The sequence below is a fragment of the Bacillota bacterium genome (assembly GCA_033549065.1).
Classification (GTDB): Bacteria; Bacillota; Dethiobacteria; order DTU022; family DTU022; genus JAWSUE01.
On record JAWSUE010000011.1, the window covers coordinates 33373 to 52778 of the forward strand.

Genomic DNA, 19406 nt, shown 5'->3' on the forward strand with positions numbered 1-19406 from the left:
CCCCTTAATCCAATCCAAGTATGCAAATACTGGCTACATTCTGGGAAGGAACACCTCCCAGGTTATGAGTCAGGCCTAATTTTGGATCTTTCACAAGACGATCTTCCGGCCAGCGCCTTAAAAGCTGGTTGTAAATCTCATAAAGCATCCTCAGTCCCGAAGCGCCGATAGGATGACCGAAACATTTAAGTCCGCCATCAGGTTGAGAAGCAACCTGCCCGTCCAGATCGTAGAATCCATCAATGATATCATCAGGTGCCTGGCCGGGAGGTGAAATCTGAAGATCTTCCATCGTTACCATTTCAGTGATTGAAAAACAATCGTGAACCTCAATCATACCGATCTCTTCACGGGGATTTTTGATACCTGCTTCTTTATAAGCCAGTTTTGCAGCCTGTCTCGTTGTCAAAAGACCGCTGCCATCCCACTGATTGTAGCTTAATTCTTCACCTGAACTTACCGAGATCTGCAGTGCCTTTACTTTTACCAACGACTGGTTCGGCTTAAAATTCGCTGCTATTTCCGGTGTAGTAACTATTGCCATCGCCGATCCGTCACTCACGCCACAACAGTCGAAAAGGCCTAATGGATAAGCCACAAAAGGAGAATCGGCGATCTGCATTTCAGAAATCTCTTTGCGCAGATGAGCTTTTGGATTTTTTGCTCCATTTTGATGACTTTTCCATGAAATATGGGTAATCGCCTGCTTTATTTTCTCCATCGGAATATCATGTTTTGCCGAATAAGCGGTAGCAAGCTGGGCAAACATCCCTGGTGCAGTAGCATTAGGGCTGAGCAGCCTGGATAGCTGACCAAATATAGGCGAATCGGGCAGCCCTCCATAACCTACATCCTTCAGTTTTTCAACACCTGCAGCCAGCACAATGTCATATGCTCCGGAAGCAACTGCATAGCAGGCCCCCCGGAATGCTTCTGTCCCTGATGCACAGAAATTTTCCACCCGTGTCACCGGTATTAAGGGCAGGTGCAGTGCATTGGCCAGGTAACAGCCTCCTTTACCGATGCTTATTTCATCAATATGATTACCGATCCAGGCCGCCTGAATATCTTTTTTTTCGATTCCCGCATCATCAAGGCACTCCAGAAAAGCCTCAATCAGAAGATCACTTGAATCATCTTCCCATCTTTCACCAAAAACTGAACATCCCATTCCCAAAACCGCAACCTTATCTCTGATACCAGCTGCCATATCAAGACACCTCCTTAGCAGGTACCGCTTTCCAGAAATAAAAAGTGGTGTCCCTTTTTGGATCTACATATTTTATTCTGAATGAGAAATTCACCTTTATCCCAACTTTCAGATCTTCAAGTACGCAGTCAGTGAAATCCATCATTAACCTTCCTCCGCCCTCAAAGTCTATATTGCCATAAATAGCAGGAGGATTTAATGTTGCTGCAAGCATATCTGAAGTAAAGCTGACAATTTTGCCGGTTTTTCCGGACAAAATAATCGGTACCATTTGATCAATTGCTCCGCATTCGGGATTAACACAAACTCTCTGTGGCGGGTACTGCTGGGTTCCACAGGCTAAACATTTTGTGCCCTGCATGCTGGAAATTGCTTTTCGGTTTCGCCACACCAGGGACCAGCGGGTCAGTCTCTCCTCTTCGCCCCTCATGCCAATCTCAACAGGTAACATTTCCCTCCATGCCAGATATTTTTGGAAATTATCAAGATCCTGCCTGTTCCTGATGGAATCTGTAACCCTTAACCTGTTTTTATAGTTTTCTATTTCACCTGTAACCTCGAAGTAGAGCGCATCACAGCCATTGCCGTAACTGATAACTGCTATTTTATCCCCAGGAGAAGCATCCTCAAGAGAAGCTGCCAACATCAGAAGCGGATGAGCCGAACCGGTATCTCCGGCATCCATCATCAGGTCATCCTGAACCTGTTCAGAATCAATTTTCAGTCGACGGTTTATATTCTTCCGGGCTCCCCCGTAATAACAGGGATAAATCACTTTTTTAAAATCAGCTATTTGAAGGCTGTATTTATCGCAGAGTCCCTGAATAGCCTGAGGAATGAAGCGGTCATAGCCCATATCCCTGATCCATCGTTCTTCCCACTGACGATCATATTTAGAATTTTCACCACGCAAGTGATCAACAAAATCGCAAGCCATTGAAAAAGCGCCTTTAAATTCCGCCAGAACATTTTCACAACTGATCAGAAGTGCGGCTCCCCCATCACCAAATACCATTTCCTGAACTGACCCCACTTTGCCTATCCTGCAGTCAGACGCACAGGCCATGGCGTTTCTGCCACTGCCGGAGGCTACAAATTCAATCGCAGATAACAGCGCTGCCGTTCCTGATTTTACCGAACCCGAAAAATCTGCTGTTCTGATAGTTTCTCCGGCAGCTAAAGCCCCGGAAATAATATTGGCATTTTGACGTTCACGGTAAGGGGCTGTGGTTGAAGCAAAGTAGAGCGCTTCAATATCAGCCGGATTGAACCCCTGCATGCATTTCATTCCTGCCGCGACAGCCATTGTAATTGAGTCCTCATCATAATTGGCTACTGCTTTATCTCCGGCTGCGTTCATGATAATAGCAGGATTCAACCATCCCATGGCGCTAAATATTTGCATTCGATTTATACGATAACGGGGGATATACCCCGCAAATGAACTGATACCAACCAACATCTACCCACTCCTTTCATTTTATATGTTCAACCATACAGCAGCATTGGTCAGGCAATATTCGCCGCGTTCGGCTGTTTTCGAACGGATGATTATCTGGTCATCCTTTACCTTCCACATTTCTGTTACGATTGTTTCACCGGGGAATACATGCCTTGAGAAACGAACCTTAATCGCTTTGAAACGGGATGGATCATTCCCACAATATTCTCTGATCACGGCCCGCCCCGCAAATCCGAAAGTACAAAGACCGTGAAGTATCGGTTTTTCAAAACCACCCATCGCAGCAAAGCCTGGATCTGCATGCAGCGGGTTGAAATCACCAGAAAGTCTGTATAATAAGGCCTGCTGCGGCAATGTTTTCATTTCTACAACCCGATCCGGCTTTCTTTCCGGAGGTTCATTGCCTGGTTCAGGTCCGCGATCCCCGCCGAAACCTCCTTCACCCCTGATAAAAGTACTGAACCGATTCATGAAAAGCTCTTCACCCTTTGAATCCCTGGTGGTCACATCAATTTCTACCAGGGCCCCTTTACCCTTGTCAAATATTCCTGATATTTTGGGATATGAAGTCATTTTGCCTTCTACAGGTATCGTTTTGTAGATCTCAAGATACTGTTCTCCGTGCAGAAGCATGGCCAGGTTAAAATCCATCCCTTCCATGCCAACTATACCCATCAGCGCTCCAAATGGCGGAATAACCCCATAGGTTGGGATAACCTCAAGTTCATTCTCATAAACAAATTTAAGTTCATCCGGTTCTGCTCCCGCGCCTATTCCCAGGGCATAAAGGATTATGTCCTTGGTAGAGTAACTGATTTCCAGTGAAGGCAGTTCTTTACCAACCAATTTCGGATCTATCGGCATAACCATTCTCCTTTCTCACGTAACCTTTTATCTTCCAGGATTAACCCATACTCATTTTTGATAGAACTGTGCCGGCCTGTTCCATGGCTGAGGCAAATTCACTTCCACCTTCAAGATTTTTGATCTCATCGAATTTATCCACAATCATCTCGATTGTTATCGCTTTTTCAGGATTAAAGACCACACCGGGCCCTTCGACTATTGCAGCCCTGCTAAAATATCCACCACCGGCACTGAACATTTTTCCGCTTTCCTCACATTTTTCAGAGCAGAGCCAGGCAACAATGGGAGCTACATAGTCAGGCTTAACCTTACCGATAACTTCTTCGGGCATAACGGTAAAAGTTAACCTGGTTCCGGCAGTTGGAACGATTGTATTTGCTTTGATGTTGTATCTGGCGCCTTCCTGCGCAACACAGTTCATCATTCCGGCAATTCCCATTTTAGCCGCACCATAATTAACCTGTCCAAAATTTCCGTACAAACCTGCTGCCGATGCTGTTGAGACAATCCTGCCGTATGTCTGGTCTTTCATGCCGGCAAAAGCCGCTTTTGTACAATAAAATGTTCCATCCAGATGCACCGACATAATCTTGCGATAATCTTCCATTTCCATCTTTAACAGGCTTTTATCCCTTAAAATACCGGCATTATTGATCAGTATATCGAGGCGGCCGTATTTATCAATTGCCGTTTCTATTATATTTTGAGCGCTTTCCCACTCTGCTACACTATCGTAATTTGCCACTGCTTCACCACCCGCAGACTTGATCTCATTGACAACCATCTGGGCAGGAGTAGTGTCAGAACCGCTGCCGTCAAAAGTTCCACCAAGATCATTGACAACGACTTTTGCACCACGTGATGCAAGTAAAAGGGCGTAAGCTTTTCCAAGACCTCCTCCAGCTCCGGTGATCACTGCTACTTTCCCGTCAAACCTGATTTCTTCCATTTACTAAACCTCCCGCAATAAAGTTAATTTAATTTTATGAGATTGAATGCATTTAATCAATATTTTTAATCAACTATATATTTTGATAATAAATCCTTAGTTTATAAAGATTTCTACTGATCATTTAGAGGAATCGTATAAATAACGTATAATTAATATCTAAACACTGCTCATCATTTTTCATAAATTGCGAGGATAGTTTAATGGAAATCGCCACAGCAGAAAAAGTCATGCGCATCGGTGAACTTTCCCGGCGTTCAAAAATCAGCAAACAGCTGATTCATTACTACCTGCGAAGAGGCTATCTCCATCCACCTGTATTTAAAAAGAGCAATCAGGCTTATTATGATCAAACCCATCTTGAACGTCTTCTTTTTCTTCGCAAATGCAATGAAGAAGCTATTCCCCTTTCGCATGCTGCAGCAACATGGGAGAAAGTAACTGCCAAAAAGAAAAAATCCGGAACGAAAAGGAAACTAAAAGATAATGTTGAGTCAAAAACCCGCGATAGTATCATCAGGGAAGCATCACAGATATTTTTACGTAAAGGATACAGCAGCCCCAGTATTGCCGAAATAATGGAGAAAGTAGGTGTTACAAAACCTTCCTTTTATTACTACTTTAGAAATAAAAAAGACCTTTACCTGACCTGTCTGGACTGTATATTTGACTCCTTTTCCAAAAGTTCACTGGACAGTATTCGTCAGGAAACAAAACCACTAAAACGTCTCGAGCAGCGTTGGAAAGCCGGACATACATATTCAAAGCGCCTTTCTACTTCTATAAATCTGCTCAAAGATTCTCTCCGTCAGGAGGATCCCGAGGAACGAGCCAGAGCAGAGTCTATTTTACGAAAATCCTGGGTTGATCCCCTGACGAAAGATCTGGAACGCGGAATTAAAAGCGGAGATATACGTCCGGTACGCAGTGAAATTATCAGTTTTGCACTTATTTCGCTTCTGGACACCTTCATTTACAGGGAGATCCTTGAAAATAAATACGGATCAGACGCGGTGCTGGAATCAGTTTACGATCTGATCCTACACGGCCTTCTCCCAAAAAACTAAACATTGTCAAGGGGACGGGGTTGTTGACAACATTATTGTTAGGAACTAAATTGATAACTGTCCTGTCACGCAAAATAAAAGCCACCTGCTGAAAAATATTTAAGATCAACAGATGGCTAATTATTTGGTGCGAGCGAGAGGACTTGAACCTCCACGGGCGTTAAGCCCACTAGGTCCTGAACCTAGCGCGTCTGCCGTTCCGCCACGCTCGCCCGAAAAATACCTGCCCTGTTATTATAACTACTCCTGGAGCGATAATCAATAACCAAAGAAATAATTTAAGATTATTAATTTTAAATCGAAGGTGGCGTCAACAGTTTTAGAGCTTTCGGATGCACTTTTATTCTAACAGGCAGATTCCCTATAACTTCTCCGTCTACATGTACAAGAACAGGATGATCAGCTCCGACGGTTATCTCTTTACCGACCATGGAGAGTACACCATCATGTGTTAAATGTTTTTTCATCAGAGCTTTTACGGCTATAACTGTAGTTTCCGGATTAGTTTTCCCTTTGACCAACAGTAAATCCAGATTGCCGTCAGTAATTGAAGCATTCGGAGCGATCGATAATGCTCCACCATAAAATCTGCCATTGGCAATTACAACCAGAAGTGTATTATCTTCTTTCAAGATTTGACCATCACAGGATAACTCTGCCGCAAAATGTTCAAAATGCAATAATTCATTAAAAAAAGCGGCCAGGTAAGCCATATAGCCTTTTATAAATCTGTACTTGTGCGAGGCCATCTCGGCAACTGCTGCATCAAACCCTATTCCGACTACATTTAGAAAGAACGTTTCGTTTATCGAGCCAATATCTACATTCTGAGGCTCCCAACTGTTCAAACCGTAAAGCGCTTCTTGCCATCTGCCCGGAATACCCGTGGATCTCCTGAAACCATTTCCGGTTCCCAGGGGTAGTATACCCAGTATAATCTTACCGAGATCAATTCCATTGACAACTTCCCGGAGAGATCCATCGCCTCCAACCGCAACTACCAGTTCAGCGCCTTTTTTGACTGACTTTGCCGCAAGGATAGTACCATCGCCCGGCCTATCAGTAAAATATACAGTGTAGCGTTGTCCAGCTTCATTTAACAGTTGTTCTATCTGCTGCCATACCCGGCCTGCCTTACCACCCCCGGCTTCGGCATTGACAATAAATGCTGTGTTATAGCGCAGTTTCAGTGTTCTATCGTAATGGTTCATAGTACTGACTCCGGGTTGTTCTGCTTAGTTTATTCTTCTTTTTCTTTAGCCGCTTCGCCTTTATTGGACAGCGGAAGCAGATGTCTTAGTTCGATCGGTAACGGGAAAGCGATGATCGAACCCTGTTGACCGGCGATTTCCGGAAGTGTTCGTAACAAGCGGACATAGAAACCGCCCTCCTGGGAGTTTAAAATTTTTGCTGCCTCTGCGATCTTACCGGCTGCCGCTTTTTCACCCTCTGCCTGTACGATGACTGCCCTGCGCTCTCTTTCAGCAGTCGCCTGGCGCGAAATCGCTTTCTGAAGAGCTTCGGGTATTACAACATCCTTAATTTCAACGGCAGTGACTTTAATTCCCCATGGATCTGTCGCTTCATCGAGGATCGACTGGATCTTCTGGTTAAGTTTATCTCTTTCCGACAGCAATTCATCCAATTCAGCCTGTCCGGCAACACTTCTCAAAGTTGTCTGAGCCAACTGGGCAGTCGCCATTTTATATTCTTCAACATTGTTGACAGCCCGGTTGGGATCAACAACCCGGTAATATACAACGGCATTAACACTTGTGGTTACGTTATCGCGGGTAATGACCTCCTGGGTGGGTACATCAAGGGTGATGATCCTGAGAGAGATCCTGATTGTCCGATCGACCAGCGGTATCACAAAGACCAAACCAGGCCCTTTTTGTCCGATCAGGCGTCCAAGTCTGAATACTACCAGCCGCTCATATTCACGGACAATTTTAATTGCTGAGGTTATAAACAAAAATAAAACGATTATAATCGGTATAAACAAACCGCCTCCGCTTATAATTTCAATCATTCTCAATCCACCTCCGCTTTATTAATAATCAATAGATACCCTGCTTACATTTTCAATTTCACCTATTCAACGCTGTTGTCTTTCTTATCCTTTTCCGCTCTTCTGACCCAAAGCATAAGAGTTTCTGCCTTTACAACTTCAACTTCGGTTCCGGCCGGTATGTTCTTACCGTCTTGGCTCCTCGCTTTCCAAAGTTCTCCACGCGCTTTGATCATCCCTTCAGGATTTAATTTCGATACAGTAATTCCTTTTTCAGGGGGCAGAAAATAAGTGCTGCCCTCATGCCACTGTCGTCGGCTTTGAATCACTCTCTGGGCAACAAAAATGATGATAATAAGTAAACCGATAACCGTTCCTACAACTGTTATCAGGAAAGTTGCATACCACTCCCTGGCCATTAAAGGTTCCATTGGTAACAAAATTGCACCTGCAACCATAGCAGCTGCGCCTCCTATTCCAAAAATTCCAAACCCGGCTGTAAAAATTTCGGCAACGATCAACCCGGCTCCTAAAAGAAGCAAAATCAAACCTGTTGTATTGGTATCAAATAAACCTATTCCGTAAATGCCCAGGATCACCAGGATTACACCGGTTACTTCAGGGACAAAAGTACCTGGTGCGTTAATACCGAAATAAATCCCGAGCAATCCGAGCATAAGGATTAAAAACGATATCTGGGGATCACTGAGCCAATTTTGCAGACGCTCCCTGATATTCATCTCTTCCATGTAAATTGGAGCATCTGCCGTATTGAGATTATAGGACACTCCCTGTTTTACGACCACTGTTTCGTCAACTGCTTCCAGAAGCTCATTAATTCCCGGTACTATATAATCGATCAGGCCGGAATCCAACGCTTCCCGAGAAGTTAGGGTCAAATTTTCTGTAACAAATCTCTCGGCTATATCGGGGGGTCTTCCTTTTTCTTCGGCCATGCTTCGCAGGTGATTGGCATAAAATATAACTGTTTTTTCATCTGCTGTGTCTGTGCCTTCCGGAGAAAAGGTGATCGGCTGAGCTGCTCCCACAGTAGTTCCCGGAGCCATTGCCGCTATATCAGAAGAAATAAGGATGAATGCCCCGGCAGAACCTGCTATTGCCCCTGATGGCGCTACCAGCACTGCAACAGGTAGATTCGCATTCATAAAGAGCTGGTTTATCTTCAGCGTGGCGTCAACCAGACCACCCGGCGTATCCATAATCACAACTACTAACTGCGAATCACGTTCCAGGGCTATTTCAAATTGTCTTTCAAGGTAGTTGCCCTGCCCGGCGGTAATTGCTCCTTCCAGCTCAATGACATGTATGGGTCGCTCCGCAGCGCTGCCCTGCGCCGGCATGTTCAATAATAAAATCATGATTATAAAAGCAGAAGCAATTATTTTATAATTTAAGTAGTTTCTTTTTATCATCGCAATCACTACCAGTCCAATTTAATTACCTACATTAATATTACTTTAATTATATAACAATTCTGACCTTTTTCAAAGTGCTGGCTGTTGCAGTATATTTGCATTTTAATTAACTTTGTTGACGTTGACCTAAATTTCATTTCGCTTTATAATATAACCAATTAAGTTATATATAAAAAGGAGCAAATCATGATAACCAAAAAGGCAGAATATGCAATTATCATTTTAACGGAACTCGCTTCTCGTCCGGCCGGAACTACCATAACCAGTAAAGAAATTGCTGCTAATCGTTCAATACCGGTTAATTTGGTGGTTCAGCTTCTGGCTCTACTGAAAGAAGCGGGATGGACTGTAGGAACCAGGGGCCCTTCCGGCGGGATTCGCCTGAATAGCGATCCTCGTTATATAACCTTGAAAGAGGTTATTGAAAAAATTGATGGACCGATCGGAATAACCCGCTGCCTTTTCAGTGAAACTCCCTGCCGTGATCAAACACACTGTTCCCTGAGGGGAATCTGGTCAAAAGCTCAGCAGGCTATGTTATCTGTTCTGGAAGATGTGACAATTCAGGATCTAACAGAAATGGCGGCAGTAGAATGCTAAACTAACTGACGCCATCAATTTATTCTTCCAGTCGCTTATTTGGTTTTTATCTCTCCGTCGACCCCGATAATCACTTCATTTAAAGGAATTTCAACTCCTGCAGTTTTCATCGCTGATTTAACCAACTGAGACATACCGAAACAACATCCAACTTCCATATGAGCTAGAGTTACGCTCTTCAATTTATTGTTTTTAAATATTGAAGCCAGTTTCTGATGGTAGGCATTAACATCATCAAGTTTCGGACAGCCGACAAGCAGGGATCGACCAGCCAGAAATTTTCGGTGAAAATCGGCATAGGCAAAGGGAACACAATCTGCAGCGATCAGGAGATCAACATCTTTCATGAAATGCGAATCAGGATTAACCAGGTGGATCTGGACCGGCCAGTGACTTAACTCTGCTTCAGGTATATAGCCATTTTCTTCAGTTTTTTTGTCAATAGATATTCTTTCATGACTTATGTCCCGGGCTACGCTGCTTCCACAACAGACGGAACACTCTTCTTCTTCTAACAGTTCCCCCTTTAAATTCTTCAGGTGTTCTTCAACAGCTTCCTCATCAAACGGTTCTGCCTCTCTTTCAATGATGTCGATAGCACCCTGGGGGCACTCACCAAGGCAGTTTCCGAGACCATCGCAGTAAATATCTTTTACAAGCCTGGCCTTCCCGTCAACTATCTGCAGTGCACCTTCTTCACAGGATGGAATACATAAACCGCATCCATCGCATTTACTTTCATCGATTGAAATAATTTTACGAACTACAGTGTTCATCTGCTCAGCACCTTCCTTTCTAAATTAATTATTATTAATTAGTGCAGGACTTCTTCCGCCAGTGCTTCCACAATAATTTTTTCCTGAATGCCGGATGATTTTCCCTGCAGGATATTTTCCGTAAGTTCAAACACCTCTTTCACGGCCTGTTGGGGAAGTGTATTTTCCTTGCCTACCTGATCAATAAATTCTTTGCTATCTTTAACCCGCTCAAGTCTTATTAAGGTCAACAAGACGATAGAAGCTATTACCGGAAGCATATCAACCAGTTCTTCTTTACACCTTTTTTCAGCTCTTTCAATAGCATCTTTTGTTTTCTGTAATTCATCGGGTAAATCACTAATTATTTTTTCCAGTTCATCTTCAAAAACCGTTCTCAGCGATTTTCCTTTTAGCCCCCTTGCTGCCGGACCAAGGCACTGTTCGGCATAAGCGCACCATTCTGCACATCCCATGTCAAAACGGGGATTTGCAACCCTTGTCTTACAATTAGGACAACGCAATCGGATATCGGTCTTGAAAAACTCAATTAATTCACCGCATTGAGGACATTTTATCTCATGCACATCATCCGCCGTCCAATACCGCATATCCTGTCCCGGACATTTTGTTGCAAACATATCTACCCACCACCCTTTTAATACTAACCATCTTGGTTATAATTATAACGCAGATTATTTTCTTTTGCAACAAAAAAAACGGCATAAAGCCGTTTTTTTCTTATTAATTACTGTAATGAATTACTGATTCAAAAATCAAACCTAATCGTATAACCAATCCTCCTGGTTATATTCATAACTACAGAGTTCGTCATTATTAAAAAATAACCCGATTTCCCTTGCAGCGCTTTCTGCCGAATCAGATCCATGTACAATATTTTTTCCGGTAAAAACAGCAAGATCACCACGGATAGTTCCCGGTGTTGCCTTAACCGGATCTGTGGCACCGATCAGCGTTCTGACCAGTTCAACTGCGTTGTCGCCTTCCCAGACCATGGCTACAACCGGCGAAGAAGTGATGAAGCCGATCAGTCCTTCATAAAATCCTTTTCCTTCATGCTCTCCGTAATGACGTGCCGCCAGTTCAGGCGAAATCAACATCATTTTCATTGCAACCGGTTTCAGTCCCTTATTTTCCAGACGGTTGATCACATTTCCGATCAACCCTCTCTGAACTCCATCAGGTTTAACCATTAAAAATGTACGTTCCCGGTTACCCATCTTTACCTCCTTGGTTTACTTTTAGTAAGTTGTAAGCAGGTTACTGTCGTCAATTACAGTAGTTTCTTGATCAAGTCGATCTCTAATATTTTTTGACAGTGAGAACATACTTTTTGCACACTCTCCATCAAAATATTTCAATTCAAGCTCACGATCCTTAATTATATGATCTATCACATCAGGTTCCGGCAGCTTGCTCTTCCCGGGAGCAGCAAGTATAAAACCCCATTCAGTATTGAAAGATGGGATAAATGCCCGGTAAGACTTAACAAAGGGCATAACCTGTCGAACAGTATTGAATATTGCGCCGTGAGCTTCGAAGAAAGGAAGTCCATAGTCTCCAGCCTGCAGTGAAAGCACGCCTCCGTCATTCAGACGGGTTTTAACAAGATTAAAATACTGGGAAGTAAAAAGTTTCAGTGCCGGACCCTGTTCGACTGGTTCCGGGACATCACTGATGATCACATCAAATTTTTCATCATTATTTTCAAGGCATTCCCTTGCATCCATGTAATAAAGTTCAAGCCTCGGGTCTTCAAAACTGCCCTGGTGCCATTTGGCCAGGTATTCACGGCAGAGATCAACTACTTCCTTATCCAGATCAACCATTACCAGCTTTTCAACCATGGGATGTCGGAACACTTCACGTAATGTTGCCCCTTCTCCCCCGCCAATGACCAGTACACGTCGAGGCGCCGGACAGGCCAGCATAGCCGGATGGACCAGCACCTCATGATAAATATATTCATCAAATTCAGATGACTGAATTTTACCGTCGAGGATTAAAATTCGACCGTAAGTAGTCGTGTCGGCTATTTCCACCTGCTGATAGCGGGTATGAAAACTCCTGAGAAAATTTGTAACCCCAAACATGTGGGCTGTATCAGGAGAAGTATGTTCAATAAACCATTTATGATCCTGAAATGACATTCAAAAACCCCCATCAGCAATCAATAGTTGGCTGCCGGTTTATGTTCAAGCTGGACATCAAAGATTCCGCGCTTGATTTCCCTTGCCGACATATTCTGGGCTGAAAAGACCTGTTTCAAGTAGTTGCAGGATACCCATGGATTAACGGTTTGACCACAGGTAAAGACATCAACTGCGGCATATCCGAATTCCGGCCAGGTATGAATAGCCAGATGCGATTCAGATATTACGACCACTCCGCTGACGCCCTGGGGACAGAACTGGTGAAATACAGTTTCTCTCACTTCAGCCCCAGCTTCAACAGCAGCTGCCACCATGTGCGATTTTATCTCTTCTAAGTCGCTCAAAATCTCAGGTGGACAACCGTAGAACTCAGCCAAAACATGACGGCCTAAAGCGCTCATCTTTAATGCCTCCTTGTATCCAGATTTTTTCAGATGAAAAGCGTCAAGATACATTTTAACAAAATTAGATTAAAAGTCAATGCAGTTGTAAACTTTTATCGCAATCTTTATTGTATTGCTAAATGTGAAACATTTCACTTTTGATTGCAACCGGAATGATTTTTATATAAAATAGTGTATACTGAAAGCAGCGAACTTAAATTATCTTTATTTCTCGCAGCTTATTAAATAGATAAGGGATTGTTGAAATGAGCGAATTAAATTTTTTATTCAACCCGGCACAAATTGCCGTTGTTGGTGCCTCCCGTTCGCCGCAGAAGATTGGCAATGCCATATTGAACAATATCATTAACAGCGGCTATAAGGGAACGATTTACCCGGTAAACCCCAAGGAAGATGAGATTTTGGGCCTGAAAAGTTACTGTTCAGTAAAGGATATCGGTAAGCCTCTTGAACTGGCCGTAATTTCCGTTCCTTCTGCTCATGTACTAAAAGTTGCCGAAGAATGCGGTGAATCCGGTGTAAAAGGTTTGGTCGTTATTACGGCTGGTTTTAAGGAAATCGGACGGGAAGGATTACTCCAGGAACGTAAACTAACCGAGATATGCCGAAAATATAACATGCGGATGGTCGGGCCTAACTGCGTTGGCGTAATGGATACTCACACACCTGTTAATGCCTCTTTTGCCAAAGGTTTTCCCAATGAGGGAAACATCTCTTTTATTTCGCAGAGCGGCGCCATGCTGGTTTCAATACTCGACTGGAGTTTCCAAATGGGTATGGGTTTCTCACGCTTTGTAAGCCTTGGTAATAAAGCTGATTTGAATGAAATTGATTTTATTGAGAGCTGTGCCGACGACCCCCAGACCAATGTTATCCTCTGTTATGTCGAAGATATAACAGACGGCGCCAGGTTTATCGAAGTCTGCTCAAAAGCCAGCAAAAAAAAGCCAATTATTATTCTAAAATCCGGAACCAGTACTGCCGGCGCCCAGGCTGCAAGCTCTCACACCGGAGCTCTGGCCGGGAGCAACCGTGCTTATGATGCAGCTTTCAGACAAAGCGGCGTACTTCGTGTTGAGTCAATGAATGATCTTTTTGACCTGGGCCGTGCTTTTTCCACTCAGCCATTGCCAAGGGATTCAAGGGTCGCGATTGTAACCAACGCCGGAGGAGCTGCTATCGTCACCACGGATGCTGTAGAGAAATATGATCTGAAGATGTCTAGGTTTACCAAGTCAACGATTGACAAGCTTCGTGAAAACCTCCCAAAAGAGGCAAATCTTTATAACCCCGTAGATATTATCGGCGATGCCATGAATGACCGGTACCATTTTGCGCTGGAAACTGTTCTGGCAGATGAAAATGTGGACAGCGCACTTGTTCTTCTCTGCCCTGCCGCACTTACAGAACCTGAAAAAACCGCTGAAACAATAATAGAGTTAAGCGCCAAACACAAAGATAAACCTGTTATGGCCTGCTATATGGGTGGTAAAACTCTCGCCGAAGGTAAACGAATTCTAACCGCTAACGGTATTCCTGATTTCACCTTTCCGGAACCTTCGGTTAAGGCCCTGAAAGGCATGGTCAGTTATGCCGAATATATCATGGAAAAACCTTCGGTAAAAGCAGTCGAACTTACCGGAATTAACCGGGTTGAAGTACGAAAAGTTATTGATAGTGTTATAGCTGATAACAGGGTGGTTTTACTCGGACATGAAGCTGCAGACGTCATGTCTGCCTATGGAATAGCAGCCAGCCGAACTATTTTAACTACATCTGACGATGAAGCAGCAGCTGTGGCGGCAAAAATTGGTTTCCCGGTTGCTTTGAAGATTTCGTCGCCGCGTATAGCTCATAAAACCGATGTCGGCGGTGTTGAAATCGGGGTTTATAATGAAACCGAAGTTAAGAATGCTTACCGCCGGATTATGGAGAAAGTAACCTATTATCTGCCGGATGCTCCTATTCATGGGATTGAAGTTCAAAATATGATTGATGACGGTGTCGAAGTAATCGTCGGAATGTCGAGAGATATTCAATTCGGTCCTCTAGTTGTATTCGGTTTAGGTGGTATCTATGTTAACCTGATGGAAGATGTCACCTTCCGTCTTGCTTCTGCGCTTGACAATATTGAGGAAGTTAAGCAAATGATCACTGAAACAAAGGCTTATACCCTTTTGAAAGGATATCGAGGTAATAAACCGGCTGATATCAATGCTCTGACCGATACCATTCTCCGAACTGCCCAATTAGTTACAGATTTTAACGAGATCACTGAAATGGATATCAACCCGGTCAGGGTTCACCATAAAGGAGCAACAGCTCTTGATGTTAAGATTACTATTGAAAAGAAAGAAGATATTTAAGAATAAGATCCTTAAGAGGTGAATATGATGAAAGCTATTTATTTTTCAGGAAAGGCCGGCGGAGGCCAAACTGCAACAGCTTTGGGCATTGGTTTAAAACTTCGCAAGGAGGGTTTGAAGGTTTCTTATTTCAAACCACTCGGTTTCCGTAAAGGATCGGTAAGAAAAGATGATGAAGATGTAATCCTGATGCGTGAAGTCTTTGGGCTTCCCTTTGCAAGTGACATAATTTCACCGGTTACAATCAATCGCAACTATCTGACAGCACACTTCCCTGGAGATAAAGATAATGTTTTAAACAAACTGAAAAGCGCCTACAAAACCTTATCCGATGGATATGATGTAGTTTTGATCGATGGAATCATTGAGCCCTATGTCGGCCATAACCAGGGTCTCGATGATTTTAACCTGGCTAAAGTATTTGATTCTGTTGTCCTGCCGATTATCAAGGCTGATGATGATTTTCAACTCGATTTGAATATGTTATACCTCGATTTATGGAACATCAACAAACTGAAGATCCTGGGTACTGTTTTTAGTAACGTTTCGCAAGTTCAGATGAATAAGTGCACCAGTGTTTACAAGCCGATGCTTGAAGGCAAGGGCATATCTGTTCTGGGCATCACACCATATCAACCTATATTATCCGCGCCAACAGTTACAGAATTCTATGATGTCTTGAATGGTGAAATTCTTGCTTCTCCCGATCACATGAACAGAATAGTAGAAGAAGTTGTCGTTGGAACAATGACTATTGAAAGCGCTCTCGGTTACCTTCGCCGCGCCCCCAATAAAGCACTCGTAACCGGTGGTGACCGCAGCGATCTTGCTTTAACCGCCCTTGAAACCAGTACATCGGTTATTATCTTCACCGGCGGCCTTTATCCCGATGTTCGAGTGCTATCAAGAGCTGAAGAAAAAGGTGTTCCGGTAATCCTTGTTCATGAAGATACATTTTCAACCCTGGAAAACCTGCACCGGGTATACTGGAGCATTAATCCCGATAACAAGGAAGCAATCAAACTTGTTGAGGATACTATCGATAAATATGTAGACTGGAAAAGCATTCTTAAATATCTGAAGAAGTAGTAAGCTGTTCACACTGCAATTAATAAGTAACAAGGGAAAAGGGACCGCGAAAGGTCCCTTTTCCCTTGTTACAAAATCAAATATTAATTTTCGTAGCGCAAAACTTTATTTTCCCAGGTTCGAATCATTATATAGTCTTTGCCACTGCTGACCAGGTATTCAGGCAGCATCGGTGTTTTACCGTTTCCAAGGGGAGCATTTACCACAAATGTCGGTATGGCCAACCCCGATGTATATCCGCGTAATTTTTCCATAATTTCGATGCCCTCTTCAACCTTTGTGCGGAAATGAGAGGTCCCTTTTACCGCCTTGGCGTGAAAAATATAATAAGGGCGAACCATAATTTTCAAAAGTTCCTGGTTCAGTTTGCGGATAACAAATGGATTGTTATTGACACCTTTTAAAAGAACTGTCTGGTTACCTAAACTTACTCCGGCTCTGGCCAGTTTAAAACAGGCATCACGCGATTCAGGAGTTACTTCAAGGGGATGGTTAAAGTGCGTATTAACATAGACCGGCAGGTGTCGTGATAAAAGCTCACAAAGCTCATCATTAATTCGTTGTGGCATTGTTACCGGGGTGCGAGTCCCAAACCTCTTAATTTCCAGGTGGGGTATTGTTTCGAGTTCGCTTAAAATCCACTCCAGGGTTTTAGTATCAAGCATAAACCCGTCACCGCCGGTTAGCAAAACATCTCTGATCTCCTCGTTTCGGCGCACATAATCAATTGCTTCTGCAATATATTTTTTCGGAGTTGTAAGATCCCGCTCACCGATTGATCTTCTTCGCTGGCAGTGACGGCAATACATGGCACATTGATTGGTAACTTTAATAATCAGGCGATCCGCATAACGACGGGTTACAGCATGAACGGGCGATGTATATTCTTCACCCATGGGATCCTCATATCCACCGTGGTCCAGATATTCATTTATTGAAGGTATACATTGCATCTTAACCGGATCATTTTTTACTTCCGGGTCAATCAAACTTAGATAATATGGTGAAACAGCCCAACGATTCCTGGTGCCTGTAGTCGCTATATCCTTAATTTCCTGCTCGTCCAGCTTTAAAAGCTTTTTCAACAAACCCGTTCCGGTTATCCGGTTCTTTAACTGCCACCGCCAGTTCTTCCAGTCTTCATCGGATGCCTTGAAATAAGCTTTTATTCTCTCCTGATTTTCCCTGATCCTTTCCCACTGGTTAAAACCGGTTTGAATTGTTTTTAATGCTTCCCGGTAGTCGGCTATTGCATTTTTTAATTCCTTCGCTCTTTTTTCAGCAATTTTATGTTTTTTTTCTGCAATTCCTTCTTCATTCATTATTCTTTCATCCCTCCAGTTCTTTTTCTCAATTTATATTAATAATAGTATACTTTTTATAAAAAGTGCTGTCAAAAAGGACTCGCAATATTCTTATTACGAGTCCTTTATTATGCCCAGTAAAAGCTCAAAATTAATTAGCGGTTTATATCCCACCAGCCGGTTTTTGTGCCACCCTTATCTACGGTAGTGCTCTGCCAGACTTCAGCATATCCATCAACACGCATTCTCTCATTCAGGTAGCCATCAATAGCGATTTCATTTTTGGTTACTCCGCCAGTGTTGCCGTAATGATTGTCAATCTTTACATATTCACCGCCATCATCCTGGCTGTAGGCAATTGTTTGCTTGATGTATCCTTCCTCGCCCGGATCCATTTCCACTCCGGTGTTAACTGTATGATCGCTGCCCATCGTGTTGGAAGTAAGGATCCGCATATTCCGGTTTAAGCCGGCGTTGGGAGCAGTTGCACCGTAAAATTGTGCGCTCAGGTTAGCGGTAAAGAGACCATCGGTATCTTTAGTTCTGATTTCATGACTGCCCTGGGCTGTTCCCACTCCGGCAACCTGGTAAGAACTTTTAAAAGGAGATACTTCTACAGTCTTTTCATGAAATACATCTCCCCTGTAAAAGAATCCCGTCCTGGTCAGTGTATATTCTGAGTTCGCTGCCAGTGATGTTAATGCCATTGCAGCAATTAGGATTAAAACAAGTAATGATGTTATAATAATGCTTTTCTTCATAAGCAGACACTTCCTTTCGATCATGATAACCGCGCAAACATTTTTCCTGATTCAGCACCTCCGATCCGGTTAAAATAATGGTCGGAGCGACTGGATTTGAACCAGCGACCTCTTGACCCCCAGTCAAGCGCGCTACCAAGCTGCGCCACGCCCCGATGTCATAGAAACCAATTTCGTTAGTGCATATGCAATTCTTAAATCATTTTAAAGCAACCCCCGTGAAAAGTCAACATGAGCAGTCGCCGGCTTCACAGGCTCAACCTGTCCATTTAAAGGGACAATAACAGGCTGTGCAGAACTTATAATTAGCTGGTTTCGCATGTTTCAGCCTGTCTCAAATTTCATGGAGGGTAACTTATTATGCCCTATTTAATATTGCTTTTCTCTGCCTATACAATCGGTTCAATTCCTTCTGCCTATATATTCGGTCGAATATTCGGAAAAATTGATATTCGCAGCGCCGGCTCGGGTAATGTTGGCGGAATGAATGCGTATCGTGTCGCCGGATTAACCCCCGGGATTTTGACTGTAATTACAGATATTGCAAAGGGCATTCTTGTTGTAGCCATTGCTCAATCATTTACTTCCGATCTGCTGGTTGTTTTAGCCTGTGCTTTTTTTGCAGTGGCAGGTCATAATTACAGTATTTTTATCGGTTTCAAAGGCGGTAAAGGTCTTGCTACGGCTTTGGGAGTCTTTCTTATTCTTTCACCATTTACGATCATCTACCTGCTGCTATTTACATTCACTTTATTAGTCCTGATGCGTGATACTAATACTGCCTTCGGAAGCTCTGTTGTTCTGCTTCCAATTATACTGGCCATTCAATATAGTGAAATTACCTGGATTTTATTCGGGCTGGCGCTTGCTGTAATCATAACAGCCAAGCATCTTAATGATTTTCGCGCTTACAGGCAAGGTCGACGCAAAATAAAATGATTAAGAACGACT

Annotated in this window: 19 protein-coding genes and 2 tRNA genes; 5 read left to right on the top strand and 16 right to left on the bottom strand. The window is 43.3% G+C overall.

Annotated features, from left to right (window positions below; translation table 11 throughout):
* Positions 1–4: 4 nt before the first annotated feature.
* Genes SCJ97_08750 through SCJ97_08765 form a run of 4 tightly spaced genes read right to left on the bottom strand, consistent with a single transcriptional unit; the run spans position 5 to position 4488 of the window.
* Positions 5–1210 (bottom strand): acetyl-CoA acetyltransferase, encoded by a 1206-nt coding sequence (locus SCJ97_08750; protein ID MDW7740127.1) that lies wholly within the window; start codon positions 1208–1210, stop codon positions 5–7.
* A 1-nt stretch (position 1211) separates the two neighbouring features.
* The gene (locus tag SCJ97_08755) at positions 1212–2672 is read right to left on the bottom strand and encodes an OB-fold domain-containing protein (protein ID MDW7740128.1); all 1461 of its coding nucleotides are present in this window, start codon (positions 2670–2672) and stop codon (positions 1212–1214) included.
* An 18-nt stretch (positions 2673–2690) separates the two neighbouring features.
* The gene (locus SCJ97_08760; protein ID MDW7740129.1) at positions 2691–3536 is read right to left on the bottom strand and encodes a MaoC/PaaZ C-terminal domain-containing protein; all 846 of its coding nucleotides are present in this window, start codon (positions 3534–3536) and stop codon (positions 2691–2693) included.
* 40 nt (positions 3537–3576) lie between these two features.
* Positions 3577–4488, bottom strand: a complete 912-nt coding sequence (locus tag SCJ97_08765) for an SDR family oxidoreductase (GenBank protein ID MDW7740130.1) — start codon at positions 4486–4488, stop codon at positions 3577–3579.
* Between the two features lie 203 nt (positions 4489–4691).
* On the opposite strand from SCJ97_08765, the gene SCJ97_08770 reads away from it, so the two are divergent.
* The gene (locus SCJ97_08770) at positions 4692–5555 is read left to right on the top strand and encodes a TetR family transcriptional regulator (GenBank protein ID MDW7740131.1); all 864 of its coding nucleotides are present in this window, start codon (positions 4692–4694) and stop codon (positions 5553–5555) included.
* A 125-nt stretch (positions 5556–5680) separates the two neighbouring features.
* On the opposite strand, the gene SCJ97_08775 is transcribed toward SCJ97_08770, so the two are convergent.
* The 4 genes from SCJ97_08775 to SCJ97_08790 form a co-directional block, all read right to left on the bottom strand.
* A tRNA-Leu gene (locus tag SCJ97_08775) sits at positions 5681–5767 on the bottom strand.
* An 81-nt stretch (positions 5768–5848) separates the two neighbouring features.
* Entirely contained in the window at positions 5849–6766 is a 918-nt protein-coding gene (locus tag SCJ97_08780; GenBank protein MDW7740132.1) for a diacylglycerol kinase family lipid kinase, read from the bottom strand.
* A 29-nt stretch (positions 6767–6795) separates the two neighbouring features.
* Entirely contained in the window at positions 6796–7587 is a 792-nt protein-coding gene (locus SCJ97_08785) for a slipin family protein (protein ID MDW7740133.1), read from the bottom strand.
* A gap of 62 nt (positions 7588–7649) precedes the next feature.
* Positions 7650–8945, bottom strand: a complete 1296-nt coding sequence (locus SCJ97_08790) for a nodulation protein NfeD (protein ID MDW7740134.1) — start codon at positions 8943–8945, stop codon at positions 7650–7652.
* Positions 8946–9188: 243 nt separating this feature from the next.
* Here SCJ97_08790 and SCJ97_08795 point away from each other — a divergent pair, with 243 nt between their 5' ends.
* Positions 9189–9602, top strand: a complete 414-nt coding sequence (locus SCJ97_08795; protein MDW7740135.1) for an Rrf2 family transcriptional regulator — start codon at positions 9189–9191, stop codon at positions 9600–9602.
* Between the two features lie 35 nt (positions 9603–9637).
* Here SCJ97_08795 and SCJ97_08800 read toward each other — a convergent pair whose 3' ends face one another.
* The 5 genes from SCJ97_08800 to speD all read right to left on the bottom strand — a co-directional run bounded on the left by SCJ97_08800 (position 9638) and on the right by speD (position 12932).
* Positions 9638–10378: a 4Fe-4S binding protein gene (locus SCJ97_08800; GenBank protein MDW7740136.1), complete on the bottom strand. Its 741-nt coding sequence runs from the start codon at positions 10376–10378 to the stop codon at positions 9638–9640.
* 38 nt (positions 10379–10416) lie between these two features.
* Complete coding sequence (locus tag SCJ97_08805; protein ID MDW7740137.1) at positions 10417–10998, bottom strand: hypothetical protein; 582 nt, start codon at positions 10996–10998, stop codon at positions 10417–10419.
* 141 nt (positions 10999–11139) lie between these two features.
* Complete coding sequence (gene ndk / locus SCJ97_08810; GenBank protein ID MDW7740138.1) at positions 11140–11598, bottom strand: nucleoside-diphosphate kinase; 459 nt, start codon at positions 11596–11598, stop codon at positions 11140–11142.
* Between the two features lie 21 nt (positions 11599–11619).
* Positions 11620–12528, bottom strand: coding sequence for a fused MFS/spermidine synthase (locus tag SCJ97_08815; protein ID MDW7740139.1), 909 nt, complete (start codon positions 12526–12528; stop codon positions 11620–11622).
* A gap of 20 nt (positions 12529–12548) precedes the next feature.
* The gene (speD, locus tag SCJ97_08820; protein ID MDW7740140.1) at positions 12549–12932 is read right to left on the bottom strand and encodes an adenosylmethionine decarboxylase; all 384 of its coding nucleotides are present in this window, start codon (positions 12930–12932) and stop codon (positions 12549–12551) included.
* Between the two features lie 248 nt (positions 12933–13180).
* Between speD and SCJ97_08825 the strand changes: the two genes are divergently transcribed.
* The gene (locus SCJ97_08825) at positions 13181–15301 is read left to right on the top strand and encodes an acetate--CoA ligase (protein ID MDW7740141.1); all 2121 of its coding nucleotides are present in this window, start codon (positions 13181–13183) and stop codon (positions 15299–15301) included.
* Between the two features lie 27 nt (positions 15302–15328).
* A complete protein-coding gene (locus tag SCJ97_08830) occupies positions 15329–16390 on the top strand; it encodes a phosphotransacetylase family protein (GenBank protein MDW7740142.1) in 1062 nt (353 codons plus the stop codon).
* A gap of 83 nt (positions 16391–16473) precedes the next feature.
* On the opposite strand, the gene eam is transcribed toward SCJ97_08830, so the two are convergent.
* The 3 genes from eam to SCJ97_08845 all read right to left on the bottom strand — a co-directional run bounded on the left by eam (position 16474) and on the right by SCJ97_08845 (position 18610).
* Positions 16474–17712 carry a glutamate 2,3-aminomutase gene (gene eam / locus SCJ97_08835; GenBank protein ID MDW7740143.1) on the bottom strand — a complete coding sequence of 413 codons (1239 nt, stop codon included), beginning with the start codon at positions 17710–17712 and terminating at the stop codon, positions 16474–16476.
* 137 nt (positions 17713–17849) lie between these two features.
* The gene (locus SCJ97_08840) at positions 17850–18455 is read right to left on the bottom strand and encodes a hypothetical protein (protein MDW7740144.1); all 606 of its coding nucleotides are present in this window, start codon (positions 18453–18455) and stop codon (positions 17850–17852) included.
* A 78-nt stretch (positions 18456–18533) separates the two neighbouring features.
* Positions 18534–18610 (bottom strand) — tRNA-Pro (locus SCJ97_08845).
* 205 nt (positions 18611–18815) lie between these two features.
* Here SCJ97_08845 and SCJ97_08850 point away from each other — a divergent pair.
* Complete coding sequence (locus SCJ97_08850; protein MDW7740145.1) at positions 18816–19394, top strand: glycerol-3-phosphate acyltransferase; 579 nt, start codon at positions 18816–18818, stop codon at positions 19392–19394.
* Positions 19395–19406 lie beyond the last annotated feature (12 nt).